Source organism: Streptomyces sp. NPDC037242, from assembly GCF_055604165.1.
Genome location: NZ_JBVJUY010000048.1, coordinates 1 through 24744, shown reverse-complemented (window position 1 = coordinate 24744; position 24744 = coordinate 1). Strand labels below are relative to the sequence as shown.

Here is a 24744-nt window from a genome sequence, read left to right as displayed (position 1 = left end):
CCTGGGGTGCTCCGTTCAGGACGTGGCCCGCCGGCCGCGCCGGGTCAGCCAGAGCACCCCGGCGGCGCCGGAGAGCAGCACGGTGGCGCCGAGGGTGCCGAGGGCGATGGCGGAGTCGGCGGGGCCGGTCTGCGGGAGGGTGTTCCCGGCGGAGCTGCCGGACTGCGAGCCGGTCTCCTTGCCCGCGCCGGCGGGGGCCGTCACCTCCAGCTCCAGGGAGGGCTTGGGGCTGTTGCCGGGGGTGCAGGTGGTCGTCGTACCCATGGCCTTGATGGTGAGGACGCCGGCGGTGAAGGTGACCTTGCCGCTCTCCTTCGGCTTGTAGGTGCCTGAGAGGTCGGTGATCCTGATGGGCGTCTCGGCGGGTACGGCCTCGGGGTTGGGCGGGCCCGAGACGGGGACGGAGACCTTCTCGGCGCCCTCTACGAGGATGACGGCGCTGGGGCTCATCGCGCCCTTGCCGAGCTCGATGGGGCTGGAGGAGACGCCCTTCTGGAAGGACATCGTCAGCTTGTAGCCGTCGCCCTCCTTGACCGCCTTGATGTCGATGGGCGAGACCGCCGACTTGTCCCCGATCGGGGTCTTGCAGTCGTACTTGACGTCGACGACGGCGGCGTGGGCTGCGGGGGCGGCCAGCAGTACGGCCGATCCGGCCAGCACGGAGGCCAGTGCGAGAGCGGTGGAGCGTTTCCGGTTGGACACCTTCGTCTTCCCCTCAAGCCACAAGTTACTGACGGCACATCAGATTGGTGGCTCAAGGTACGCCCGGGACCTTACGGAGGGAAGACAAAGGACACGCCCGGATCAACGGCCCGCCGGCCGGGCGGAATCAGGCCACGCGGACGCCCTTCTGCCAGACCGCGGAGACCAGCGGGACACCGGGGCGGTAGGCGAGGTGGACGTGGCTGGGGGCGTCGAGCAGGGCCAGGTCCGCGCGCGAGCCGGGGGTGAGGGTGCCGATGTCGCTGCGGCGCAGGGCGCGGGCGCCTCCCGCGGTCGCGGACCACAGGGCCTCGTCGGGGGTCATGCGCATGTCCCGTACGGCGAGCGCGATGCAGAACGGCATGGAACTCGTGTAGGAGGAGCCGGGGTTGCAGTCCGTGGACAGCGCGACGGTGGCGCCCGCGTCGATCAGGCGGCGGGCGTCGGGCCACTGGGCGCGGGTGGAGAACTCGGCGCCGGGCAGCAGGGTGGCGACCGTGGTCGCGGCCGCCTGCGCGAGGGCGTCGACGTCGGCGTCGGTGAGGTGGGTGCAGTGGTCGGCGGAGGCGGCTTCGAGCTCGACGGCGAGCTGGACGCCCGGGCCGTAGGAGAGCTGGTTGGCGTGGACGCGCGGGATCAGCCCGGCGGCGGCGCCGGTGGTGAGGATCGCGCGGGCCTGGTCGCCGTCGAAGGCGCCCTTCTCGCAGAAGACGTCCACCCAGCGGGCGTACGGAGCGCAGGCCGCGAGCATCTCGCCGGTGACGAGGTCGACGTAGCCGGCCGGGTCCTCGGCGTAGTCCGGGGAGACGATGTGCGCCCCGAGGTAGGTGACCTCCTCGGTGTGCGCGGCGGCGATGCGCAGCGCGCGGGCCTCGTCGGCGACGGTGAGGCCGTAGCCGGACTTGGTCTCGAAGGTGGTGGTGCCCTGGCGGCGGGCCTCGTCGAGGTGGCGCAGCAGGTTGGCTTCGAGCTCGGCGTCGGTGGCGGCGCGGGTGGCGGCGACGGTGGTGCGGATGCCTCCGGCGGAGTAGCTGCGGCCGGACATGCGCGCGTTGAACTCGGCGGTGCGGTCGCCCGCGAAGACGAGGTGGCTGTGGCTGTCCACGAAGCCGGGGATGACGGCGCGGCCGCGCGCGTCGAAGGCCTCTTCCGCGGCCGGCGCCTGTGCGGTGGGGCCCACCCAGGCGATGCGGTCGCCGTCGATGACGACGGCGGCGTTCTCGATCAGGCCGAGGGGGCTGCCGTCGCCTGCGGCAGGGTCGTTGGTGACGAGGCTGCCGATGTTGGTGATGACGGTGGTGGTCACTGGGTTCCTCTCAGAGCCCCGTTGCGCTCAAACGCCGCGCGGGCTGGAGATGCCGCGCAGCGGCAATTCCAGCCCCGCCGGCGTTTGAGGCGCGGGGTCCGGGGCGGAGCCCCGGTTTCGGGAAGGGGCGGGGCGGGGGATGAGGCCCGCCGCAGGCGCGGGGTCAGCCGCGGAGGGCTGCGATGGCGGAGGCGAGGGCGGACGGGACGTCCTCGACGAGGGTGTGGGCGCCGTCGCGGACGATGTGGCGGCCGCCGACCACCGTGTGGCGGACGTCCGCGGCCGTGGCGGCGAAGACGGCGGTCTCCGCGCCGAGCCGCGGCAGCGGACCGGCCGTGCGTACGGAGTCCAACGCGATCGTGGTGAAGTCCGCGAGCGCGCCCGCCTCCAGGCGCCCCGCGTCGGGCAGCCCCAACGCCGCGTGGCCGTCCGCCGTGGCGGCGGTCAGCAGCGCGTTCGCCGTCCAGTGCCCCCGCGTCCGGCTACGGAGCCGCTCGTTCAGCTCCATCGCCCGCGCCTCTTCGAGCAGGTCGATCACCGCATGGCTGTCGCTGCCCAGCGAGAGCGGGCTGCCCGCGTGCTGGAGGCGGACCGCCGGGCCGATGCCGTCGGCGAGGTCGCGTTCGGTGGTGGGGCACATGCACGTGCCGGTCGTGGTGCCGCCCAGGAGGGCGATGTCCGCGTCGGTGAGGTGGGTGTTGTGCACGCCGGTGGTGCGCGGGCCCAGCACGCCGTGGTCGGCGAGGAGCTGGGTCGGGGTGCGCCCGTGCGCGGCCTGGCAGGCGTCGTTCTCGGCGGTCTGCTCGGAGAGGTGGACGTGCAGCGGCGCCTCGCGCTCCTCGGCCCAGCGGGCCACGGTGGAGAGCTGGCCGGCGGGCACGGCGCGGACCGAGTGGACCGCGGCGCCGATCAGGGCGTGCTCGCGGGGCTTGAGGGCGCAGACCCGCTCGGCCCAGGCCTCGGCGGTGCCGTCGGAGAAGCGCAGCTGGTGCTCGTTCGGGGCCTGCCCGAAGCCCGCCGACAGGTACGCGGTGTCCAGCAGGGTGATCCGGATGCCGGCCGCGGCGGCGGCCTCGATCAGGGCCTCGCCCATGGCGTTCGGGTCGGCGTAGCGCGCACCGCCGGGGGCGTGGTGGACGTAGTGGAACTCGCCGACGTTGGTGATGCCGGCCAGCGCCATCTCGGCGTACACCGCGCGGGCGAGCGCGAAGTACGAGTCGGGGGTGAGGTTCTGGGCGACCTTGTACATGAAGTCGCGCCAGGTCCAGAAGGTGCCGGAGCCGACCTGGACCGTGCCCCGCAGGGCCCGGTGGAAGGCGTGGCTGTGGGCGTTGGCCAGGCCCGGGACGGTGAGGCCGCGCAGCACCTCGGCCCCGGGCGGCGGAGCCCCGGCCCCGGTGCGGACGGCGGCGATCCGGCCGTCCGCGGACACGTCCAGGGCGACGCCCGGCTCGACATGGGTGCCGAGCCAGGCGTGCTCCAGCCAGTACGTCGTCAGCGACATGCCAGGCCTTCCAGTACGTCGGCGAGGGCGAGGACGCCCGCCACGCAGTCGTCCTCGGCGGCGAACTCCCGCGGGGAGTGGGAGACGCCGGTGGGGTTCCGTACGAACAGCATCGCCGTCGGGACGGCGGCGGAGAGGATTCCGGCGTCGTGTCCCGCCCCGGTGCCGAGGACGGGGACGGCCCCGCCCAGGATCCGGTTCATCTCGTCGCGCAGGGCGTGCTCGAACTCGACGACCGGGGTGAAGGACTCCCGGACGATGTCCAGGTCGATCCCGTCCTGGTCGGCGCGCTCGCGGGCGGCCTTCTCGATGCCGGTGACCACCGTGTCGAGGGTGGCCTGGTCGGCGGCCCGCGAGTCGAGCCAGCCGCGCACCAGCGAGGGGATGGCATTGACCCCGTTGGGCTCGACCGCGATCTTCCCGAAGGTGGCCACGGCCCCGGCGAGCGCCGCCTCACTGCGGGCGGCCAGCACGGTCGCCGCGTACGTGAGCATCGGGTCGCGGCGGTCCACCAGGCGGGTGGTGCCCGCGTGGTTGGCCTCGCCCCGGAAGTCGAACCGCCAGCGGCCGTGCGGCCAGATCGCGGAGGCGATGCCGACGCGGTCCCCCGACAGGTCCAGGGCCCGGCCCTGCTCCACGTGCAGTTCGACGAAGGCCCCGATGCGGGCCAGGCGCTCCGGGTCGGCCCCGATGGCCTCGGGGTCGTACCCGGCGGCCTCCATGGCCCGGGGCAGGGAGATGCCGTCGGCGTCGCGGAGCTCGTAGGCCTTCTCCCGGGTCAGCTGCCCGGCGGCGAGCCGGGAGCCGACGCAGGCGAGGCCGAAGCGGGCCCCTTCCTCGTCACCGAAGTTGGTGATGGCCAGCGGCCTGGAGAACTCCGCGCCCCTCCTGCGGAGTTCGTCCAGGGCCGCGAAGGAGGACACCACCCCGAGGGGGCCGTCGAAGGCCCCGCCGTCGGGTACGGAGTCCAGGTGCGAGCCGGTGACCACGGCGTCCCCGGCGAGGGGGTCGCCGAGCCACGCCCACTGGTTGCCGTTGCGGTCGGTCTCGTACGTCAGCCCGCGCGCCTGCGCCTGCTCCTGGAACCAGTTCCGGCAGTCGGCGTCGGCGCCGGTCCAGGCGTAGCGGCGGTACCCGCCCGAGTCGGCGTCGCGGCCGATGGGTGCGAGCTCGGCCCACATCTCGTGGAAGGTCACGCGGAGTCGCCCTCGCGCATCGGGACCCGCACCCCGCGCTCGTCGGCCACGGACTCGGCGATGTCGTAGCCGGCGTCGACGTGGCGGATGACGCCCATGCCGGGGTCGTTGGTGAGGACGCGGCGGATCTTCTCGCCGGCCAGCGCGGTGCCGTCGGCGACCGTGACCTGGCCCGCGTGGATCGAACGGCCCATGCCGACGCCGCCGCCGTGGTGGATGGAGACCCAGGAGGCACCGGAGGCGACATTGACCATGGCGTTGAGCAGCGGCCAGTCGGCGATCGCGTCGGAGCCGTCGAGCATGGCCTCGGTCTCGCGGTACGGGGAGGCCACCGAGCCGCAGTCGAGGTGGTCGCGGCCGATGGCCAGCGGGGCGGCGAGGGTGCCGTCGGCGACCATGTCGTTGAAGCGCTCGCCGGCCTTGTCGCGCTCGCCGTAGCCGAGCCAGCAGATGCGCGCGGGCAGGCCCTGGAAGTGGACGCGCTCGCCGGCCATCTTGATCCAGCGGTGCAGGGACTCGTTCTCCGGGAAGAGTTCGAGCATCGCCTTGTCGGTCTTGTGGATGTCCGAGGCCTCGCCGGACAGTGCGGCCCACCGGAAGGGGCCCTTGCCCTCGCAGAACAGCGGGCGGATGTAGGCCGGGACGAAGCCGGGGAAGTCGAACGCCCGGTCGTAGCCCGCCAGCTGAGCCTCGCCGCGGATGGAGTTGCCGTAGTCGAAGACCTCGGCGCCGGCGTCCATGAAGCCGACCATGGCCTCGACGTGCTTGGCCATGGACTCGCGGGCGCGGGTGGTGAAGCCCGCCGGGTCCTTGGCGGCGAAGGTCGCCATGTCGTCGAAGTCGACGCCGACGGGCAGGTAGGCGAGCGGGTCGTGCGCGCTCGTCTGGTCGGTCACGATGTCGATGGGCGCGCCCTCGGCGAGCATCTGCGGCAGCAGGTCGGCGGCGTTGCCGAGCAGGCCGATGGAGAGCGGCTTGCGGGCGTCGCGGGCCTCGACGGCCAGCTGGAGCGCGTGGCGGAGGTTGTCGGCCTTCACGTCCAGGTAGCGGTGCTCGATGCGGCGCTCGATGGCGCGCGGGTCGACGTCGATGCAGATCGCGACGCCGTCGTTCATCGTCACGGCCAGCGGCTGGGCGCCGCCCATGCCGCCGAGGCCGGCGGTGAGGGTGATGGTGCCGGCGAGGGTGCCGCCGAACTTCTTGGCGGCGACCGCGGCGAAGGTCTCGTAGGTGCCCTGGAGGATGCCCTGGGTGCCGATGTAGATCCACGAACCGGCCGTCATCTGGCCGTACATGGTCAGGCCCAGGTTCTCCAGGCGGCGGAACTCCTCCCAGTTGGCCCAGTCGCCGACCAGGTTGGAGTTCGCGAGCAGGACGCGCGGCGCCCACTCGTGGGTCTGCATGACGCCGACCGGGCGGCCGGACTGGACGAGCATCGTCTCGTCCTGCTTGAGGGTCTGGAGGGTGCGGACCATCGCGTCGTACGAGCGCCAGTCGCGGGCGGCCTTGCCGGTGCCGCCGTAGACGACGAGCTTGTCGGGGTGTTCGGCGACCTCGGGGTCGAGGTTGTTCTGCAGCATCCGCAGGGCGGCCTCCTGCTGCCATCCCAGGGTGCTGAGCTCCGTGCCTCGCGCTGCACGTACGGGGCGGGGTCCTGACATGGCGGTGCCTCCTCCGATGTTGGTATTTCCATTCACATCCTGGCGCCCTGAATAGATTCAGTCAACAGCTGCGGGCGGCCCCGCCGGGTGATGGGATGGCGGACATGGACACGGAAGGCGCAGCCGCACGTCGTGATCTGGCCGTACGGGCCGCTGTCGAGCAGGGCCTCGTGGGCGGGGCGGACGGCTCCGAGCCCCTGGTCTGCCTGCTGGACGTGGCCGGGATCCGCGCCTCGGCCGCCGCCCTGACCGGGGCCTTCGCGGCCGCGCTCCCGCCCGGCACGCCCGTGCTGCACGCCTTCGCGGTCAAGGCCGCCCCGCTCGTCCCGGTGCTCGCGCTGCTCGCCGACGCCGGGCTCGGCTGCGAAGTGGCCAGCCCCGGCGAGCTGGCGCTGGCCCGCGCCGCGGGCGTCCCGCCCGGGCGGACCGTGCTGGACTCCCCCGCCAAGACCCCGGCCGAACTGCGCGAGGCGCTGGCGCTGGGCATCGCCGTCAACGCCGACAACCCCCAGGAGCTGGAGCGCCTCGATGCGCTGGTGGGCGCGGGCCCCACCGCCTCGCCGCTGGGGCTGCGGATCAACCCCCAGACCGGCGCGGGCACCATCGGCGCGCTCTCCACCGCCACCGCGACCTCGAAGTTCGGCACCGCCCTGCGCGACCGGGGCGCGCGGGAGTGGATCGTACGGGCGTACCTGGACCGCCCCTGGCTCACCCGGCTGCACACCCACTCCGGGTCCCAGGGCGTGCCGCTGCCCCTGATCGCGCAGGGGGTACGGGACCTGCACGCCCTGGCCGAGGAGATCAACGCGGCGGCCGGGCGCCGCCAGGTCGACACGCTCGACATCGGCGGCGGGCTGCCGGTGAACTTCGCCTCCGACGCCGAGACCCCGACGTACGCGCAGTACGTGGCGGCCCTGCGGGAGGCCGCGCCCTCGCTCTTCTCCGGCCGCTACGGCCTGGTGACGGAGTTCGGCCGGTCCCTGCTGGCCAAGCACGGGCTGGTGCTGTCCCGGGTCGAGTACACCAAGACCACCGGGGCCCGCCCGATCGCGCTCACCCACGCGGGGGTCCAGCTGGCGACCCGCACGGTGTACGCCCCGGAGGCGTGGCCGGTGCGGATCCTGCCGTACGACGCGAAGGGCGCCCCGAAGACCGGCGACCCCGTCGCGCAGGACATCGCGGGCCCGGCCTGCTTCGCCGGCGACCTGCTGGCCGCGGGCCGGGAGCTGCCGCAGCTCTCGCCCGGCGACGTGATCGCGGTCCCGGACACGGGCGCGTACTTCTTCACCGCCCACTACGGCTACAACAGCCTCCCCCGCCCGGCGGTGCACGGCTTCACGGTCACCCCGCGCGGCGAGGTCCGCTTCACCCTGGCCCGGGCCGCGCAGCCCCTGTCCGCCATCGTCGCCGAAGCCGGCGGCGCCCTGCGGGACGCGCTGCTGTAAACCGGCTGCTGCAACCCGGCGCGGCCGGGGGTCACTCGACGAACAGGCCCCGCGCCGCGGCCCGCGCGTCGAACGCCTCCAGCCGCGCCTGCGCGTCCGGCAGCGCGTCCGCCATCGCCTCCAGCAGCACCCGCCCCAGCAGCATCGGCGCACACGCCGTGTCGAAGGCCAGCCCGGTCCCGACCGGCGCCGGGATCAGCAGGTCCGAGTACGCGGCCACGGGGGCGAACGCCGAGTCGGCGACCGTCACCACGGTCAGCCCGGCCGCCCGCCCGTGCTCCAGGGCCTCCGACACCTCCTTCGGATGCCGCGGCAGCGCGAAGCACAGCAGCGCCGAGGCCCCGGCCGCCACGGCGGCGTCGATCCGGTCGGCGAGCATCGAGCCGCCCTCGTCGAGCAGCCGTACGTCCGGGTGCACCTTCGCGGCGAAGTACGCGAACCCGCGCGCCTGCGAGGACGCCGCCCGCAGGCCCAGCACCGGCAGCGGGGCCGACGCGGCGAGCAGCCGGCCGGCCTCCTGCACGGGCGAGGGATCGGCGAGCACGGCCGCGAGCTGCCGCAGGTTCTCGATCTCCCCCTGCACGGCCTGCTGGTACTCGTTGTACGAGTCCTCCTGCACGGGCTCGACCCGCTCGGCGGGGGCCACCTCGCGCAGGTGGCGGCGCAGCGCCGGGTATCCGTCGAAGCCGAGCGCCACCGCGAAGCGGGTCACCGAGGGCTGGCTCACCCCGGCCAGCTCGGCGAGCTCCACGCTCGACAGGAAGGGCACCTCCGCCGCCCCGCGCACCATGCAGTGCGCGATCCGCCGCTGGGTCGGCGTGAGCCGGTGCCCCTCGAACAGCTTCTGCAGCCGCGCGGCCGGGTTCTCGCCCATCCCGTCCCCCTCAGTAGCGGTGAATATTCAGTCTCCCAGCACTCTGCATGCGGTTATGCAGGACGGCAAGCCGCGGACCGCTCCGCGAGACGGGGGCTAGCCCCAGTGCCGGTCCGCCCCGCCGGTTCCTAGGCTGGTGGGATGGAGCCTCAAGAGCTGAAGAAGGAACTCGACGCCACGCTGGAGGCCCGGCGGGAACTGGGCCCGGAGTACGAGTCCGCGCTGGTGGACTCCTTCGTCGAAAAGGTCGACACCCAGGTCAGGCGCCGGCTCGCGGAGGACCGCCTGCTCGCCGCCCGCGGCGGCTCGGGCCGCCCCGACCCGGCCGAGGGGAACTTCGGCGAGCGCTTCGGCTTCGCCATCGTCACGCTGGTCCTGGCGATCCCGTTGTCCGCCATCGGCGCGGCCCACGCGAACCTGAGCGGCCTGCTGGTGGCGTGGGCGGGGATCCTCGGCGTGAACTTCATCCACGCCAGGACGACCCTGGGCCGCCGCGACCGCGAACCCCAGGATTAGAAACGGACAGCGCGGGGACCGCCGCACCCCGGTTGCCCGGGGGCGGGACGACGGCGGTCCCCGCGAAGGACACGGGCCGGGTCAGGGCCGTCCGCGCGTCCGTGACGCCCGCGCTGTCCGGGAGCCGCTCCGGAGTCGCGCCGGCGTCGTTCGTGGTGTCGGCCGGGTTCCCGGTTGCCCGGGCTTCCCTGCCGACAACCACCACTGTGCCGGGCCCTTGTTAAGCGGGTGCTGCCGTTGCGTGACGGGCCCGTACCGTTTGCGCGACGGACGCACCCGCTCCCGTAACGGCTACTTGCTGCCCTTCGCGAGGAACGCCAGCAGGTCCTGACGGCTCACCACACCGGTCGGCTTGCCCTCGACCAGCACGATCGCCGCGTCCGCCTCGCCCAGCACGGCCATCAGCTCGGAGACCGGCTCGCCGGAGCCGACCTGCGGCAGCGGCGCGCTCATGTGCTTCTCCAGCGGGTCGCTCAGCGAGGCCTGCTTGGCGAACAGCGCCGCCAGCAGTTCCTTCTCCACGACCGAGCCGATGACCTCGGCGGCCATCACGTCGGGGTGGCCGGCGCCGGGCTTGACGATCGGCATCTGCGAGACGCCGTACTCGCGCAGGACCTCGATGGCCTCGCCGACGGTCTCCTCGGGGTGCATGTGGACGAGGGAGGGGATGCCGCCCTCCTTGTCGTTCAGCACCTCGCCGATGCGGGCGGCGGGGCCCGCCTCCTCCAGGAAGCCGTGACCGGCCATCCACTCGTCGCTGAAGATCTTGCTGAGGTAGCCGCGGCCGCTGTCCGGCAGCAGGACGACGACGACGTCGTCCGGGCCCAGGCCCTCGGCCGCACGCAGCGCCGCGACGACCGCCATGCCGCAGGAGCCGCCGACCAGGAGGCCCTCCTCCTTCGCGAGGCGGCGGGTCATCTGGAAGGAGTCCTTGTCGGACACCGCGATGATCTCGTCGGTCACGTTGCGGTCGTAGGCGCTCGGCCAGAAGTCCTCGCCGACACCCTCGACCAGGTACGGGCGGCCGCTGCCGCCGGAGTACACCGAGCCCTCGGGGTCGGCGCCGATGACCTTGACCTCGCCGCCGGACACCTCCTTCAGGTACCGGCCGGTGCCGGAGATCGTGCCGCCCGTGCCGACGCCGGCGACGAAGTGGGTGATCTTCCCGTCCGTCTGCTCCCACAGCTCGGGACCGGTGGTCTCGTAGTGCGAACGGGGGTTGTTCGGGTTGCTGTACTGGTCGGGCTTCCAGGCGCCGGGCTCGCGCGCGAGGCGGTCGGACACGTTGTAGTACGAGTCCGGGTGCTCGGGGTCGACGGCGGTCGGGCAGACCACGACCTCGGCGCCGTAGGCGCGCATCACGTTGATCTTGTCCATGGACACCTTGTCAGGGCAGACGAAGATGCACTTGTAGCCCTTCTGCTGGGCCACGATGGCGAGTCCGACACCCGTGTTGCCGCTCGTCGGCTCCACGATGGTGCCACCGGGCTTGAGGGCTCCGCTCTGCTCGGCGGCCTCGATCATCCGGACGGCGATCCGGTCCTTCACGGACCCGCCCGGGTTGAAGTACTCGACCTTCGCAAGGACGGTGGCCTGGAGGCCTTCGGTCACACGGTTGAGCTTCACCAGCGGGGTGTTGCCGACGAGGCTGATCATCGAGTCGTGGAATTGCACCATGTTCTCCAAGGAGGGGACTCCACGGGTTCTCCGGGAGGTCCGGCCAGAGTATGCGTAAAGGGATTGGCCGACCGGCAGTACGGGGCAGGTAGGTCAACAGGGCCAGGCACGGAAGCGAGGTGGCTCGAAGGGTGTCCAGGGCGAGGACGGCCCGCCGGATCGCGGCGGGTGCGGCGTACGGCGGCGGCGGGCTCGGGCTGGTCGGGGCCGCCGCGGTGGGACTGGTGGTGGCGGAGATGCAGTTCGCCAAGCGGACGGTCGGCACCGGCCTGCCCGATCCGCCGCGCGCGGACGGGCTGTACGGGAGCGAGTTCGGCGGGCCCGAGCTGAGCCCTGGCCCGCTGCGGCTGGGCATGCTGGGCGACTCCACGGCCGCGGGCCTCGGCGTGCGCAGAGCGAGACAGACCCCGGGGGCCCTGCTGGCCTCGGGGCTGGCCGCCGTGGCCGAGCGGCCGGTGCAACTGCGCAACGTCGCGCTGTCCGGTGCCATGTCGGACGACCTCGACCGCCAGACGGGCCTGCTGCTCGACGGGGACGAGCCGCCCCCCGACGTCTGCGTGATCATGATCGGCGCCAATGACGTGACCCGCCGGATGCCGCCGACCCAGTCGGTGCGGCTGCTGACCTCGGCCGTACGCCGGCTGCGGCTCGCGGGCTCCGAGGTCGTGGTCGGCACCTGCCCGGACCTGGGCACCATCGAGCCGGTGTACCAGCCGCTGCGCTGGCTGGCCCGCCGGGTCTCGCGCCAGCTGGCCGCCGCCCAGACCATAGGAGTGGTCGCGCTGGGCGCCCGTACGGTCTCCATGGGGGACCTGCTGGGCCCCGAGTTCGCCGCCAACCCGCGCGAGATGTTCGGCCCGGACTCCTACCACCCCTCGGCGGAGGGCTACGCGACCGCCGCGATGGCCGTCCTGCCCACCCTCTGCGCGGCCCTGTCGCTGTGGCCGGAGTCCGACCGGCTGGACGTGTCCCGCAACGAGGACATGCTCCCGGTGGCCAAGGCCGCCTCCGCCGCCGCGGGCCAGGCCGGCACCGAGGTCACCGCGGCCCGCGGGCCCTGGGTACTGCTCAAGCACCGGCGGCGCCGGCGGGTACCGGCCACGGACCCGGACCCGGCCCACGCCGGAGCGGGAGCCGGAGCTGGAGCCGGAGCCGAGGCCGGGGCCGGGGCGCCGGAGACACCGGTGCCCTGATCCCGGGCCGATCATGAGCCGATCACCAGCCCGATCCGCCGTCCCGACCGCGGCCCCGGCCCCGGAGCCGGCCCTGGAGTGCGGCCCGCATCACATGACAGGGGCCGTGACCTGGACCGTACGGGCCGGTAACTTCGCATGCGGTCCCGCAACGAGCCGCAACTCACCCCCTTGGAGCCCCGATGCCCGAAGCCGTCATCGTTTCCGCCGCCCGCTCCCCGATCGGGCGCGCCGGCAAGGGGTCCCTCAAGGACGTCCGCCCCGACGACCTGACCGCGACGATCATCCAGGCCGCCCTCGCCAAGGTCCCCGAGCTGGACCCGCGCCAGATCGACGACCTGATGCTCGGCTGCGGCCTCCCCGGCGGCGAGCAGGGCCACAACCTGGCCCGCATCGTGGCCGTGCAGATGGGCATGGACTACCTGCCGGGCACCACGATCACCCGCTACTGCTCCTCCTCGCTCCAGACCTCCCGCATGGCGCTGCACGCCATCAAGGCCGGCGAGGGCGACGTCTTCATCTCTGCGGGCGTCGAGACGGTCTCCCGGTTCATGAAGGGCTCCTCGGACGGCCTGCCGGACACGCACAACCCGCTCTTCGCCGACGCGGAGGCCCGTACGACCGCGGTCTCGCAGAGCACCGGCTCCTCGTGGCACGACCCGCGCGAGGACGGCCTGATCCCGGACGCCTACATCTCCATGGGCCAGACCGCCGAGAACCTGGCCCGCCTCAAGGGCGTGACCCGCCAGGACATGGACGAGTTCGGCGTCCGCTCCCAGAACCTGGCCGAGGAAGCCATCAAGAACGGCTTCTGGGCCCGCGAGATCACCCCGGTCACGACCCCGGACGGCACGGTCGTCTCCACCGACGACGGCCCGCGCGCCGGGGTCACCCTGGAGGGCGTCTCGGGCCTCAAGCCCGTCTTCCGCCCCGACGGCCTGGTCACGGCCGGCAACTGCTGCCCGCTCAACGACGGCGCGGCCGCGCTGGTCATCATGAGCGACACCAAGGCGCGGGAGCTGGGCCTGACCCCGCTGGCCCGGATCGTCTCCACCGGTGTCACCGGCCTCTCCCCCGAGATCATGGGCCTGGGCCCGGTCGAGGCGTCGAAGCAGGCGCTCAAGCGGGCGGGCCTGACCGTCGGCGACATCGACCTGTTCGAGATCAACGAGGCCTTCGCGGCCCAGGTCATCCCGTCCTACCGGGACCTGGAGATCCCGCTGGACAAGCTGAACGTCAACGGCGGGGCCATCGCCGTCGGTCACCCCTTCGGGATGACCGGTGCGCGCATCACCGGCACGCTGATCAACAGCCTGCAGTTCCACGACAAGCAGTTCGGCCTGGAGACGATGTGCGTCGGCGGCGGCCAGGGCATGGCCATGGTCATCGAGCGGCTGAGCTGAGCCGGAGCGGAGGGTAGGGGCCGTGCGAGGAACGAGCACGGCACCTGCCCGCAGCGGTGGCGAAGATCAGCGCGACCAGCAGAACCGAGCGGCTGAGCCGAGCCGGAGCGGCGGCACCTGCCCGTAGCCGGGTGAGGCTGCAACTACCCACCGCTAGCGCGAAGATCGGCCCGCGGGAGGGGGAAGTCGGCTCGACCGGCCGCTCCCCCCAGTCCCCCCAAGGGATCCGCGGGGATCCGCCCCTCTCTACTGACGCCGAATCTAACCCCGTCGCGGCCGACCTGTGACCGAATCTCCCCCAGGATGTGACCTTTGTCCTGGGGGATCGGCATTTACCCAGGTCAGGCCATGTTCGGGGAGGGGCTCCGGGACGAAAGCCCTGTCCAATTCGTGACGTAATGCACTGCACGCCATTCCCAGGTCAGGACAAGCTGATGTAGGAAGTCGGGGGATCGAATCAATCAGGAGTTAGTCAGTGAGCGCCATGTCTCTTGCCCTGCTGCTGACCACGGCCGCTGCCACGGCCGTGGGCGCTGCTGCGCTGCACGCCGTCCACGGCCTGCGCAAGCAGGTCACGGCCCTGCGCAGTGAGCTGGTCGTGTCGGCCCACCCCCGCGGTACGACCGTCCCGCACGCCCGCAACGCCGTGGAATCCCCCGCCGCCGAGATACGAGCCGCCGTCGCCGAGGCCCTCGCCGAGGAGCGCGAGCGCGAGCTCGCCGAGGCGCGGGCCTTCTGGGCCGCCCAGGAAGCCCGTGACGCCGCCGACGCTCCCTCGCTGCTGGGCGGCCTGCCCGGCCTCGGTGGCGAGGACGGTCCGGTCTTCCTGCCCCGGCAGGCCGACATGGTCGGGCTGGAGCCCGTGCTCGGTGAGGAGCTCGACGACTACCCGGAGGACTCCGCCGAGCTGGCGGCCGCCCGCCGGCGCCACCCCTCGCACCCCGACTTCGTGCCCGTGCAGGCCCCGCACCCCGGCGCCGACCACGAGCGCACGGTCAGCCGCCTGGAGGAGCTCGCGCAGGCCCGTACGGCCCTCGCGGACGTCCGCCCGGGTCCGCTGGGCACCCTGGACGTGTACGTCTTCACGGACGGCACCACGCTCTGCATGACCCCCGGCCACCGGGAGACCGCGGAGCGCCTCGCCGAGGCCCTGCGCTCGGGCACCGCGCCGGTCCTGCTGGGCGGCTCGGGCATTTCCGGCGCCTACGCCCTGACCTTCTCCTGCGGCGACACCGAGGACCCGGACAGCAACGTCTACATCCTCGCGGACCGCGTCATCGCATCGCTCTGACTTCCGCCTGCTCCACCAGCCGCACGGCCTCGTCCAGCACCTCGGACGGGGCCGTCGTGCTTTCCCCCTCGCGTGCGCCGCGCAGCGCCTCGGCGAGGTCCTGCCCGGCCACCGCAACCTGGTCCCCGACGACGAACACCCCGGCGTCCGGCATCAGGCGCGCCGGAGCCGCCCCCGCGGGGTCCTCCAGGCGCTGTGCCCGTACGGAGAGCTCCCGGGCCAGCTCCAGCGCCTCGGCGGCGGCCCCGCGCTGCAGACGGCTCTGGGGCGCGGCCCTCAGCCGGTCGGAGAAACGTTCCACGGCGGCGGTCAGGGGCGAAGTATCAAGCACCCGGCCGACCTTACGCGCCGCCCGGGCACCATTGCCAACGGGCGAACTCTCCGGCACGGTGGCGTGAAGAGAACAGCACGGCAAACCTTCCGGAGGCGCCCATGTCCGTAGAGTTCTCCGAGCAGACGCACCGCAACATGATCGACAGAATTCCCCAGTCGACCGGTCGTGAGGTCTCCGACTGGCTCCGCGCCGTGGACGACGGCCCTTCCCTCGTCCGGTTCGAGGAGAAGGTCAGCTGGCTCCTCGGCGCGCATGAGCTGTCGTACGGCCAGGCCAAGGCGATCATCCACGAGTACGACCTGCGCAGGGCCGCCCGCAGACTCGGCTGAGCCCCTGCCCCCTTCCGAAGCCCCCGACCCCCGTACCCCACTCAGACACGCGAAGGCCCCGCGAGCGGTGCGCTCGCGGGGCCTTCGCCGTACTTAAATGTCGTGCCGGGCGGCACGTCCTGCTAGTCGCCCCGGAGGATCGACAGCAGGCGCAGCATCTCCAGGTAGATCCACACCAGGGTCATGGTGAGGCCGAAGGCCGCCAGCCAGGACTCCTCGCGCGGGGCGCCGTATGCCAGACCGTCCTCGACCTGCTTGAAGTCGAGGGCGAGGAAGCAGGCGCCGAGGATGATGCCGATGACACCGAACAGGATGCCGAGGCCGCCGCTGCGGAAGCCGAGGCCGTCGCCGCCCGCGAACATCGAGAACAGCATGTTGACGACCATGAGCAGGACGAAGCCCATGGCCGCGGCCATCACGAAGCCGTAGAAGCGGCGGGTCACGCGGATCCAGCGCATCTTGTAGGCGAAGAGCACGCCCGCGAAGACGCACATCGTGCCCAGGACGGCCTGGACGACCACGCCCGCACTGATGTAGGTGCTGACGGCGGAGCTGATGACACCGAGGAAGACGCCCTCGAAGGCCGCGTAGGCCAGGATCAGCGCCGGAACCGGCTTGGCCTTGAAGGACTGGATCATCGCGAAGACGAACGCGACGAGCGCCGCGCCGAAGGCGATCATGTACGACTTGTTGATGTTGGCCGGGTCGACCGGGAGCACGATCCAGGAGATGACGGCCGTCAGGACGACGGTGCCGAGCGTCATGGCCGTACGGCTCACGACGTCGTCGATGGTCATCGCGTTGGTGCGCGCCGGCGCCTGCGGCATACCCGTCGCCGGGTCGGTCGCATACGGGTTCGTCGCGTACGGGTTGGCGGCGGTCCCGGCCTGTTCGTGCTGCTGCGTACCGAAGCCCGCGTAGCCACCGTTGTCGCGGCTGAACCCCCGTCGCGAGAAGACCGGGTTACTGCTCCTCATCTCACTCCTCCATGGCCACGGTGCGCGGCCTTGCATCAAGAGTAATGCGTTCGCAAAGAAAGCACCCTACTGCTGGAGGAGGATCTTAGGAGAAGGCATGGCAGAGCGCAGAGGATAAATGAGGAGATCCCCTGCGAAGCCGCGCAAGGGTCGCGAGAGTCGCGAGAGTGCCCGGAGCCGGACTTGAACCGGCACGACCACCGAAGGTCAGCGAGGTTTAAGCTCGCCGTGTCTGCCATTCCACCATCCGGGCAGGCTGGCGACTCCCGTGCAGAAAAGCCTTGAACGCTGCGCCGAGCCTATCCGGAACGCCATGATCGCCAGGCGGCCGGTAATGCGATGTTGTCTGATTTTATTGGCGATTGATGGGCCGTCAGAGCCGAGAACGCACGGTCGGACCGCTCCGGACGGCGGTGATCGACGTTGTGGGATTGACGGGATTTCGATGGCCCGCGCCACCCCGCCCGCCACCCCTCCACGCCACCCCGGCGCACCTGGGGCGAGCTCGGACGATCCGCGGGCCCCTCGGAGCATCCGCGGACAGCTCCCGGACAGCTCCCGGACCGCCGCCCGACGACTCCCGGCGGCCTCCGGGCGCCCCTCGGGCGGTCCCGTCCGGCGGCCGCGCACCCCGAGCCGCGTCAGGGTCTGTCATACCAGAGGAGGAGACGGGTACCCCTTCCGGTCAGACTCCAGTGGGCTGTGGAACGGGCACACCGGCTGATCCCGAGCGGGGGTGGCCACGGCGAGGATTGAGGGGTACCGCCCCACCGCAGCAGCCGCTCGACAGGAGTCCCTCCGTGACCGCCATGAACTACGCCCCCCAGCACACCGCCCAGGCCGTGGCCGCCCGCGCCACGCAGCTCTCCAAGGTGTACGGCCAGGGCGAGACCCAGGTGGTCGCGCTCGACAACGTCTCCGTCGACTTCGCCCAGGGCCAGTTCACCGCGATCATGGGCCCGTCGGGCTCCGGCAAGTCCACGCTGATGCACTGCGTCGCCGGCCTGGACACCTTCTCCGCGGGCTCGGTGCGCATAGGCGACACCGAGCTCGGCACGCTGAAGGACAAGCAGCTGACCCAGCTGCGCCGGGACAAGATCGGCTTCATCTTCCAGGCCTTCAACCTGTTGCCGACGCTGACGGCCCTGGAGAACATCACGCTCCCCATGGACATCGCCGGCCGCAAGCCCGACAAGCAGTGGCTGGACAAGGTGATCGCCATGGTCGGCCTCTCCGACCGGCTCTCCCACCGCCCCACCCAGCTCTCCGGCGGCCAGCAGCAGCGCGTGGCCGTGGCCCGCGCCCTGGCCTCCCGCCCCGAGATCATCTTCGGCGACGAGCCCACCGGAAACCTCGACTCCCGCTCCGGCGCCGAGGTCCTCGGCTTCCTGCGCAACTCCGTCCGCGAGCTCGGCCAGACCGTCGTGATGGTCACCCACGACCCGGTCGCCGCCTCCTACGCGGACCGCGTCATCTTCCTCGCGGACGGCCGCATCGTCGACGAGGTGCTCAGCCCCACCGCCGACGGCGTGCTCGACCGCATGAAGGCCTTCGACGCCAAGGGCCGCACCAGCTGAGGGACTGCCCCTCCGCCAGTCCTCCGCTGACCCCTCGACATCCTGGACTCCTCCACCATGTTCCGTACCGCCCTGCGCAACGTGCTCGCGCACAAGGCGAGGCTGCTGATGACGGTGCTCGCCGTCGTCCTCGGCGTCGCCTTCGTCTCCGGCACCCTCGTCTTCACCGACACCCTCGGCAAATCCCTCAGCAACCAGTCCGCGAAGAGCTACGAAGGCGTCGCCGTCTCCGTCACCTCGTACGGCCAGAGCCGCGACGAGAACGGCCAGAAGCAGGGCGAGCCGGGCATCAGCCAGCAGACCCTCGACAAGGTCAAGGCCGTCAAGGGAGTCGACCTCGTGAGCGGCCGGGTCTCCGGCTTCGCCGGCGTCGGCGACGAGAACGGCAAGCTGATCGGCCAGGGCTGGGCGAACAAGGGCTCCAACTTCGCGCCCGTCAAGGACGGCAAGGACCCCCGCTACACCTTCACCGACGGCGCCGGCCCGGCCAAGGACGACCAGATCGCCCTCGACAAGGAGACCGCGTCCAAGGGCAAGTACAAGGTCGGCGACAAGGTCCGCGTCGCCACCAACGGCCCGGTCAAGGAGTACGCCCTCACCGGCGTCTTCACCACCGAGGACGGCTCGGTCAACGCCGGCGGCAGCCTGGTGCTCTTCGACACCGCCGTCGCGCAGCAGCTGTACTCGAAGCCCGGCTACTTCCAGGAGCTCTCGGTCAGCGCCAAGGCCGGCACCGGCGCCGACCAGCTGCTCTCCGAGATCAAGCCGCTGCTCAACAGCGACAACACCAAGGCCCAGACCGGCGCCCAGCTGGCCGCGGACCAGGCCAAGGACATCGAGAAGGGCATGAGCGGCATGAACACCATGCTGCTGATGTTCGCCTTCATCTCGCTCTTCGTCGGCGTCTTCCTGATCTACAACACCTTCACCATGCTGGTCACCCAGCGCACCAAGGAGCTGGCCCTGCTGCGCGCCGTCGGCGCCAACCGCGGCCAGGTCGTCCGCTCGGTGCTCGCCGAGGCCACGGTCGTCGGCGTCATCTCCGCCGCGATCGGCCTCGCCACCGGTGTCGGCCTCGCGGTCGGCATGCGGTCCCTGATGGACTCCCTCGGTGCCAAGGTCCCGGCCGGCGACCTCGTGATCGCCCCGACCACGATCGTCGCGGCCCTGGTCATCGGCGTCCTCGTCACCGTGCTCGCCGCGCTGGTGCCCGCCTGGCGCACCGGCCGGATCGCCCCGGTCGCGGCCATGGGCAGCGCCCACCTGCCGGCCACCGCGAAGTCCCTCGTCCTGCGCAACGTCATCGGCAGCATCCTCGGCCTGCTCGGCGTCGGCCTGGTCATGCTCGGCGTGTCCATGGGCAGCGACGGCCGGATGGTCATCGGCGGCGGCGCCTTCTTCCTGCTCCTCGGTCTGATCGTGCTGCTGCCGCTGCTGTCGCGGCCGGTCATCTCGGCCCTGCGCCCGCCGCTGCAGAAGGTCTTCGGGGTCCCCGGCAAGCTGGCCGCGCAGAACGCCCTGCGCAACCCGCGCCGTACGGCCGTCACGGCCGCCTCGCTGGCCATCGGCCTGACCCTGGTCACCGCGCTGTCGGTCGTCGGCATCACCATGGGCAAGGCCGTGGACCGGATGAGCACGGACAAGATCAAGGCCGACTACAAGGTCTCCATGAACGGCGGCGTCGGCAGCCTCGACAAGTCCGTCGCCGAGGCCTTGTCGAAGGCCCCCGGCATCAAGGCGGTCTCCCCGCAGACGGCCGGGACGTTCAAGATCGGTGACGAGTACAACTCGGCGTCGGGCGTCAACCCGGCCGCCATCGGCGAGATGCTCAACATCGACGTCGTCAGCGGTTCGCTGAGCAGCCTGGCCAAGGGCGAGGTCGCCGTCGCGGACAAGACCGCGGCGAAGGCCAAGCTCTCGGTCGGCTCCACGCTGGAGGTCATGTTCGACGACGGCCAGAAGGTCTCGCTCAAGGTCGGCGCGGTCTACAAGGAGCTGGAGGGCCTGCTCTCCCCGTACGTCATCGACGACAAGGTCCTCAGCGCGCACACCGAGGACCAGTACATCCCCGAGGTGTACGTCAACACCACCGGCGGCGGCTCCAAGGCCGGCGAGAAGGCCGTCCTGGACGCGCTCGGCAACAACCCGGCGATCGGCATCGCCACCCAGCAGGACATGCGCAACGAGATGGGCGGCATCGTCAACCTCGCCCTGAACATCATGTACGGCCTGCTGGGCATGGCGCTGATCATCTCGGTGCTCGGCGTGGTCAACACGCTGGCGATGTCCGTCTTCGAGCGCAAGCAGGAGATCGGCATGCTGCGGGCGATCGGTCTCGACCGCAGCCGGGTCAAGAACATGATCCGCCTGGAGGCCGTGGTCATCTCGCTCTTCGGCGCGATCCTCGGCATCGGCGTCGGCATCTTCCTCGCCTGGGCCGTCGGCACCACCTTCAGCAAGTCGATCCCGAACTACGAGCTGGTGCTCCCGTACGACCGGATCGGGATCTTCCTCCTGCTCGCCGGTGTGGTCGGCGTCCTGGCGGCCATGTGGCCCGCCCGCAGCGCCGCCCGGCTGAACATGCTCACCGCCATCAAGACCGAGTAGCGGCGCAGGGATGACGCGAAGGGCCCCGGGGCACACGCCCCGGGGCCCTTCGCGTTCGTACGGGGGCCGGGCGCGGGCCTTACGGGGGCTACGCGCCCCAGGTGCGCAGCCGCAGCGGCAGCCCGGCCTCGCCGCGCGGTGCGGGCTTGACCGCGAGGACCTGGTTGACCCCGAGCCGGCCGTGCTCGAAGCCGAGTGCCGAGGCCGCCATGTACAGCAGCCAGACCCTGGCGCGCCCGGGCGAGGTCAGCCGTACCGCCTCGTCCCAGCGCTCCTCCAGCCGGGCCACCCAGGCCCGCAGGGTGAGCGCGTAGTGCTCGCGCAGGGCCTCCACGTCCCGGACCTCGAAGCCGGCCCGCTCCAGCTCGCCGACGGTCGTGCCGAGCGGGGAGAGCTCCCCGTCGGGGAAGACGTAGGCGTCGATGAACACGTCGATCCGGTACGTCTCCTCGTCCGGCTCGGGGGGCCGGGCGATCTGGTGGTTCAGCAGCCGTCCGGCGGGCCGCAGCAGCCCGTGCAGGGTGCGGGCGTACTCGCGGTACCGGTCGGCGCCGACGTGCTCGGCCATGCCGACGGAGGAAATGGCGTCGTACGGGCCGTCCTTGACGTCCCGGTAGTCCTGGACCCGGATCTCGACCAGGTCGGCCAGCCCCTCCTCCGCGACGCGCTTGCGGGCGTACGCGGCCTGCTCGCCGGAGAGCGTGACGCCGGTGACCCGCGCGCCGTACTCGCGGGCGGCGTGCAGGGCCATGGAGCCCCAGCCGCAGCCGACGTCCAGGAGCCGGTCCCCCGGCCGCAGGGCGAGCTTGCGGCACACGAGGTCGAGCTTGTCGTGCTGGGCCTGCTCCAGGGTCCCGCCGGGGCTCCAGTAGGCGCAGGAGTACACCATGGTGGGGCCGAGGACGTGGCCGTAGAACTCGTTGCCCACGTCGTAGTGGTGGCCGATGGCGGCGCGGTCGCGGCCCTTGGTGTGGCGGGGGCCGCCGCGGCGGACGGCCTCCTCGGCGGGGGGCGCGGGCGGCGGCAGCGGCCGGGCGAGCGCGATCAGCTCGCGCACGGCGGCCCGGTGCGCCGGATCGCGCAGCAGTCCGGCCGCCCCCGGCGGGGCGGAGGGCTGCGGGCCGCTCCGCGGGGGCCGCTCCCACAGGAGGCCGCCCACCCGGTCCAGCAGTTCGAACAGGTCCCCCTCGACCGTCAGCTCGCCGGCGACCCAGGCCCGGGCCAGCCCCAGTTCGCCCGGCTTCCACAGCATCCGGCGCAGGGCGCGGCGGTGGCGCAGGACGAGCACGGGTCCGGTCGGCGGGCCCGCCTCGGTGCCGTCCCACGCACGGACGCGGACGGGCAGGGGGGCGCCCAGCAGGGTCTCGGCAAGAGCGGCCAGCCGCGGCGCGGCGTCGTTCATGGCGCACCTCCAGAAGAGCTCCGCCACAAGGCTCTACCCCGACCGCGCTCCGCGTAAGCAGGCGCGGGGAGGCGCCGGGCACGCCGAAGGGGCCCCCCGCACCACGGATGGCGGGCGGCCCCTTCGGGTCGTTCGGTCCTGCTGGTCCTACGGGTCGAGCCGGGTCAGGAGGCCTTGGCCTTCTGGGCCGGCGCCGCGGCGGCGGCCGGAGCCGGCGCCGGCTTGGCGGCCTCGTAGAACTCCTCGCGGGGGGTCTCCAGCGCACCGAGGGAGACGACCTCGCGCTTGAGGAACATGCCGAGGGTCCAGTCGGCGAAGACGCGGATCTTGCGGTTCCAGGTCGGCATGGCCAGACCGTGGTAGCCACGGTGCATGTACCAGGCGAGCCGGCCCTTGAGCTTGATCTTCATCTTGCCCATGACGATCATCGCGACGCCCTTGTGGAGGCCGAGGCCCGCCACCGCACCCTTGTTGGAGTGCGCGTACTCCTTCTGCGGGAAGCCCCGCATGCCGGAGATCACGTTGTCGCCGAGGACCTTGGCCTGGCGCAGCGCGTGCTGGGCGTTCGGCGGGCACCAGGCGTTCTCGACGCCGGCCTTGCGGGCCGCGACGTCGGGGACCTGGGCGTTGTCGCCCGCGGCCCAGATGTAGTCGCTGCCCTGGACCTGGAGGGTCGGGGCGGTGTCCACGTGGCCGCGCGGGCCCAGCGGCAGGCCGTAGCGGGCCAGCACCGGGTTGGGCTTGACGCCCGCGGTCCACACGAGGGTGTTGGAGTCGACCTCGAGGCCGTTCTTCAGCACCACGTGGCCGTCCACGCAGGAGTCCATGGAGGTGTTGAGGTAGATCTCGATGCCACGCGACTCGAGGTGCTCCTTGCCCCAGGTGCCGAGCTTGGGCCCGACCTCGGGAAGGATCTTGTCGGCCGCGTCCACCAGGATGAAGCGCATGTCCTCGCGCTTGACGTTGGTGTAGTACTTCGCGGCGTCGCGGGCCATGTCCTCGACCTCGCCGATGGTCTCCGCACCGGCGAAGCCGCCGCCGACGAAGACGAAGGTGAGGGCCTTGCGGCGGACGTTCTCGTCCGTCGTGGACTCGGCCTTGTCGAGCTGCTCGAGGACGTGGTTGCGCAGGCCGATGCCCTCTTCGACGCCCTTCATACCGATGCCCTGTTCGGCGAGGCCGGGGATCGGGAAGGTGCGGGAGATGGCGCCGAGCGCGATCACCAGGTAGTCGAAGGGCAGCTCGTACGCCTCGCCGACGAGCGGCGTGACGACGGCGACCTTGCGGTCCTGGTCGATGCTGGTGACCCGGCCGGTGAGAACCTCTGCCTTGGGCAGCACGCGTCGCAGCGGGACGACGACGTGCCGAGGCGAGATGCTGCCTGCGGCCACTTCAGGGAGGAAGGGCTGGTAGGTCATGTACGAGCGCGGGTCGACGACCGTGACGGTCGCCTCGCCGTAGCGCATCTTCTTCATGATGCGCTTGGCTGCGTACAGGCCTACGTACCCACCTCCTACAACGAGGATCCTGGGACGCTCCGTGGTGCTCATGGAACGAGTATCCAGCACCCGATAGGGGGACGCTCGTGAGCCCCTTCACAAGGTACTGGAAGGCCTCTGCTACACTCCGCCGCCCACGTGACCGAGGTCATGGCGCAAACGGGGAACCAGGGTGTAACGGGAGTCGTTGTTTACCCGTCCTGAACTGGGCTCCAGGCCCGTAACCGGAGTAGACCACCGGCTTCGTCGGTACCTACGGCCACCACCCGGCGGCGGCCTCGAATCGCACGAACGCTCGCACAAAAAGAGGCCCATGGGCCTCCGGAGCGCCTCAAAGTGCCCTCTCGGTGGCCCAACAGGCCCCTTTTCCTTGTGAAGAACTTCACGAAGTTCATGTGGATCACAGGACTTTCGACCCCCGAAGGACCCCCGAAAGGCCCCCGTCCAGGCTCCGTCCAGGCCCCGTCCAGACCCGGTCAAGGCCCGCTCAGGCCACCGACCAGGCGATTCCGTCCGGCATTACCGGTGAACCCACACCCGTTTACGCGACACCCGGCAGGTGTACACGTTCGCGCGTACACTGGCTGTCATGAGTGATGAGAACGCCGTGACCGTGCGCGAAGCCCGCGCCCATCTTGCGGACCACATCAACCGTGCCGAGCAGGGCTCCCCGACCATAATCACGCGGAACGGCGCTCCGGTGGCCGCCCTCGTCCCCATCGCGGACTTCAACGCGCTCGAAGAGGCGGCAGACGAGCTGCTCGCACGCGAGGCGGAGGCGGTACTCGCCGAGGGCGGAACGACCGTGACGATGGCCGAGCTGCTGGCCGACCTGTTCAGCGAACGGGGTGACGGCGCGGCGTGAAGTACGCCTTTCGGTTCACGACTGCGGCGCAACGGCAGCTCCGGGCGATCGACAGGCCGGCAGCGATGCGGATCCTCGCCGCCCTGACCACGCTGGGAGACGATCCGTACCGCGAGGACGCCGACATCAAGAAGCTCACCGGCCCCTCCGGCCTGTACCGGCTCCGGGTCGGCAGCTACCGGATCGCCTACCAGGTCCTGGACGGCGAGCTCGTCATCCTCGTCGTCAAGGTGGGCGACCGCCGCGACATCCACCGCAGCATCTGAATCCCAGGCAGACGGCGGGGGGGGGGGGGGGGGGGGGGGGGGGGGGGGGGGGGGGGGGGGGGGGGGGGGGGGGGGGGGGGGGGTTGTTTTTACTTCCTCGTTTTTTTCTCCGTACAGTAA

The 24744-nt window shown here is 71.8% G+C and carries 21 protein-coding genes and 1 tRNA gene; 10 read left to right on the top strand and 12 right to left on the bottom strand.

All coding sequences use genetic code 11. From position 1 onward, the window contains the following. Positions 1-15: 15 nt before the first annotated feature. The 5 genes from ACZ7GJ_RS36085 to hutU all read right to left on the bottom strand — a co-directional run bounded on the left by ACZ7GJ_RS36085 (position 16) and on the right by hutU (position 6369). Positions 16-702 carry an LPXTG cell wall anchor domain-containing protein gene (locus tag ACZ7GJ_RS36085; protein WP_470757953.1) on the bottom strand — a complete coding sequence of 229 codons (687 nt, stop codon included), beginning with the start codon at positions 700-702 and terminating at the stop codon, positions 16-18. 127 nt (positions 703-829) lie between these two features. Next, positions 830-2008 (bottom strand): imidazolonepropionase, encoded by a 1179-nt coding sequence (gene hutI, locus ACZ7GJ_RS36080; protein ID WP_470757951.1) that lies wholly within the window; start codon positions 2006-2008, stop codon positions 830-832. 163 nt (positions 2009-2171) lie between these two features. Next, complete coding sequence (locus tag ACZ7GJ_RS36075) at positions 2172-3512, bottom strand: formimidoylglutamate deiminase (protein WP_470757949.1); 1341 nt, start codon at positions 3510-3512, stop codon at positions 2172-2174. After that, the gene (locus ACZ7GJ_RS36070) at positions 3503-4693 is read right to left on the bottom strand and encodes an allantoate amidohydrolase (RefSeq protein ID WP_470757987.1); all 1191 of its coding nucleotides are present in this window, start codon (positions 4691-4693) and stop codon (positions 3503-3505) included. The genes ACZ7GJ_RS36075 and ACZ7GJ_RS36070 overlap by 10 nt, the downstream gene beginning before the upstream one ends. A gap of 11 nt (positions 4694-4704) precedes the next feature. After that, the gene (gene hutU / locus ACZ7GJ_RS36065; protein WP_470757947.1) at positions 4705-6369 is read right to left on the bottom strand and encodes a urocanate hydratase; all 1665 of its coding nucleotides are present in this window, start codon (positions 6367-6369) and stop codon (positions 4705-4707) included. Positions 6370-6473: 104 nt separating this feature from the next. On the opposite strand from hutU, the gene ACZ7GJ_RS36060 reads away from it, so the two are divergent. Continuing rightward, positions 6474-7814, top strand: a complete 1341-nt coding sequence (locus ACZ7GJ_RS36060) for a type III PLP-dependent enzyme domain-containing protein (protein ID WP_470757945.1) — start codon at positions 6474-6476, stop codon at positions 7812-7814. A 31-nt stretch (positions 7815-7845) separates the two neighbouring features. Here the strand turns inward: ACZ7GJ_RS36060 and ACZ7GJ_RS36055 are convergent, their stop codons facing one another. After that, positions 7846-8688, bottom strand: coding sequence for a MurR/RpiR family transcriptional regulator (locus tag ACZ7GJ_RS36055; protein ID WP_470757943.1), 843 nt, complete (start codon positions 8686-8688; stop codon positions 7846-7848). Positions 8689-8829: 141 nt separating this feature from the next. On the opposite strand from ACZ7GJ_RS36055, the gene ACZ7GJ_RS36050 reads away from it, so the two are divergent. Beyond that, the gene (locus tag ACZ7GJ_RS36050) at positions 8830-9204 is read left to right on the top strand and encodes a hypothetical protein (protein ID WP_470757941.1); all 375 of its coding nucleotides are present in this window, start codon (positions 8830-8832) and stop codon (positions 9202-9204) included. Positions 9205-9495: 291 nt separating this feature from the next. On the opposite strand, the gene ACZ7GJ_RS36045 is transcribed toward ACZ7GJ_RS36050, so the two are convergent. After that, a complete protein-coding gene (locus tag ACZ7GJ_RS36045; protein ID WP_470757985.1) occupies positions 9496-10878 on the bottom strand; it encodes a cystathionine beta-synthase in 1383 nt (460 codons plus the stop codon). A gap of 122 nt (positions 10879-11000) precedes the next feature. On the opposite strand from ACZ7GJ_RS36045, the gene ACZ7GJ_RS36040 reads away from it, so the two are divergent. The 3 genes from ACZ7GJ_RS36040 (at position 11001) to ACZ7GJ_RS36030 (ending at position 14768) form a co-directional block, all read left to right on the top strand. Then, on the top strand, positions 11001-12074 hold the full coding sequence (locus tag ACZ7GJ_RS36040) for an SGNH/GDSL hydrolase family protein (RefSeq protein WP_470757939.1): 1074 nt from the start codon (positions 11001-11003) through the stop codon (positions 12072-12074). Between the two features lie 182 nt (positions 12075-12256). Then, entirely contained in the window at positions 12257-13477 is a 1221-nt protein-coding gene (locus ACZ7GJ_RS36035) for an acetyl-CoA C-acetyltransferase (RefSeq protein ID WP_365916642.1), read from the top strand. A 484-nt stretch (positions 13478-13961) separates the two neighbouring features. Further along, on the top strand, positions 13962-14768 hold the full coding sequence (locus ACZ7GJ_RS36030; protein WP_470757983.1) for a hypothetical protein: 807 nt from the start codon (positions 13962-13964) through the stop codon (positions 14766-14768). Here the strand turns inward: ACZ7GJ_RS36030 and ACZ7GJ_RS36025 are convergent. Next, a complete protein-coding gene (locus ACZ7GJ_RS36025; protein ID WP_470757937.1) occupies positions 14752-15099 on the bottom strand; it encodes a hypothetical protein in 348 nt (115 codons plus the stop codon). The two genes, ACZ7GJ_RS36030 and ACZ7GJ_RS36025, sit on opposite strands and share 17 nt — an antisense overlap. A 101-nt stretch (positions 15100-15200) precedes the next feature. Here ACZ7GJ_RS36025 and ACZ7GJ_RS36020 point away from each other — a divergent pair, with 101 nt between their 5' ends. Continuing rightward, positions 15201-15431, top strand: coding sequence for a DUF4287 domain-containing protein (locus ACZ7GJ_RS36020; protein WP_365916646.1), 231 nt, complete (start codon positions 15201-15203; stop codon positions 15429-15431). A gap of 122 nt (positions 15432-15553) precedes the next feature. Here ACZ7GJ_RS36020 and ACZ7GJ_RS36015 read toward each other — a convergent pair whose 3' ends face one another. Together ACZ7GJ_RS36015 and ACZ7GJ_RS36010 are read right to left on the bottom strand one after the other, a co-directional pair. Continuing rightward, on the bottom strand, positions 15554-16408 hold the full coding sequence (locus ACZ7GJ_RS36015; protein WP_470757936.1) for a Bax inhibitor-1/YccA family protein: 855 nt from the start codon (positions 16406-16408) through the stop codon (positions 15554-15556). A 168-nt stretch (positions 16409-16576) separates the two neighbouring features. Beyond that, a tRNA-Leu gene (locus tag ACZ7GJ_RS36010) sits at positions 16577-16661 on the bottom strand. Between the two features lie 556 nt (positions 16662-17217). On the opposite strand from ACZ7GJ_RS36010, the gene ACZ7GJ_RS36005 reads away from it, so the two are divergent. Then, a complete protein-coding gene (locus tag ACZ7GJ_RS36005; RefSeq protein ID WP_365916904.1) occupies positions 17218-17985 on the top strand; it encodes an ABC transporter ATP-binding protein in 768 nt (255 codons plus the stop codon). A gap of 57 nt (positions 17986-18042) precedes the next feature. Next, the gene (locus ACZ7GJ_RS36000; RefSeq protein ID WP_470757935.1) at positions 18043-20592 is read left to right on the top strand and encodes an ABC transporter permease; all 2550 of its coding nucleotides are present in this window, start codon (positions 18043-18045) and stop codon (positions 20590-20592) included. 88 nt (positions 20593-20680) lie between these two features. On the opposite strand, the gene ACZ7GJ_RS35995 is transcribed toward ACZ7GJ_RS36000, so the two are convergent. Together ACZ7GJ_RS35995 and ACZ7GJ_RS35990 are read right to left on the bottom strand one after the other, a co-directional pair. After that, positions 20681-21994: a class I SAM-dependent methyltransferase gene (locus tag ACZ7GJ_RS35995; protein WP_470757934.1), complete on the bottom strand. Its 1314-nt coding sequence runs from the start codon at positions 21992-21994 to the stop codon at positions 20681-20683. A 164-nt stretch (positions 21995-22158) separates the two neighbouring features. Next, complete coding sequence (locus ACZ7GJ_RS35990) at positions 22159-23544, bottom strand: NAD(P)/FAD-dependent oxidoreductase (protein WP_365916655.1); 1386 nt, start codon at positions 23542-23544, stop codon at positions 22159-22161. 538 nt (positions 23545-24082) lie between these two features. On the opposite strand from ACZ7GJ_RS35990, the gene ACZ7GJ_RS35985 reads away from it, so the two are divergent. Both ACZ7GJ_RS35985 and ACZ7GJ_RS35980 read left to right on the top strand, forming a co-directional pair. Further along, positions 24083-24358 carry a type II toxin-antitoxin system Phd/YefM family antitoxin gene (locus tag ACZ7GJ_RS35985; protein WP_470757933.1) on the top strand — a complete coding sequence of 92 codons (276 nt, stop codon included), beginning with the start codon at positions 24083-24085 and terminating at the stop codon, positions 24356-24358. Further along, positions 24355-24624, top strand: a complete 270-nt coding sequence (locus ACZ7GJ_RS35980; protein WP_470757932.1) for a type II toxin-antitoxin system RelE family toxin — start codon at positions 24355-24357, stop codon at positions 24622-24624. Before ACZ7GJ_RS35985 ends, ACZ7GJ_RS35980 begins: the two co-directional genes overlap by 4 nt. Positions 24625-24744 lie beyond the last annotated feature (120 nt).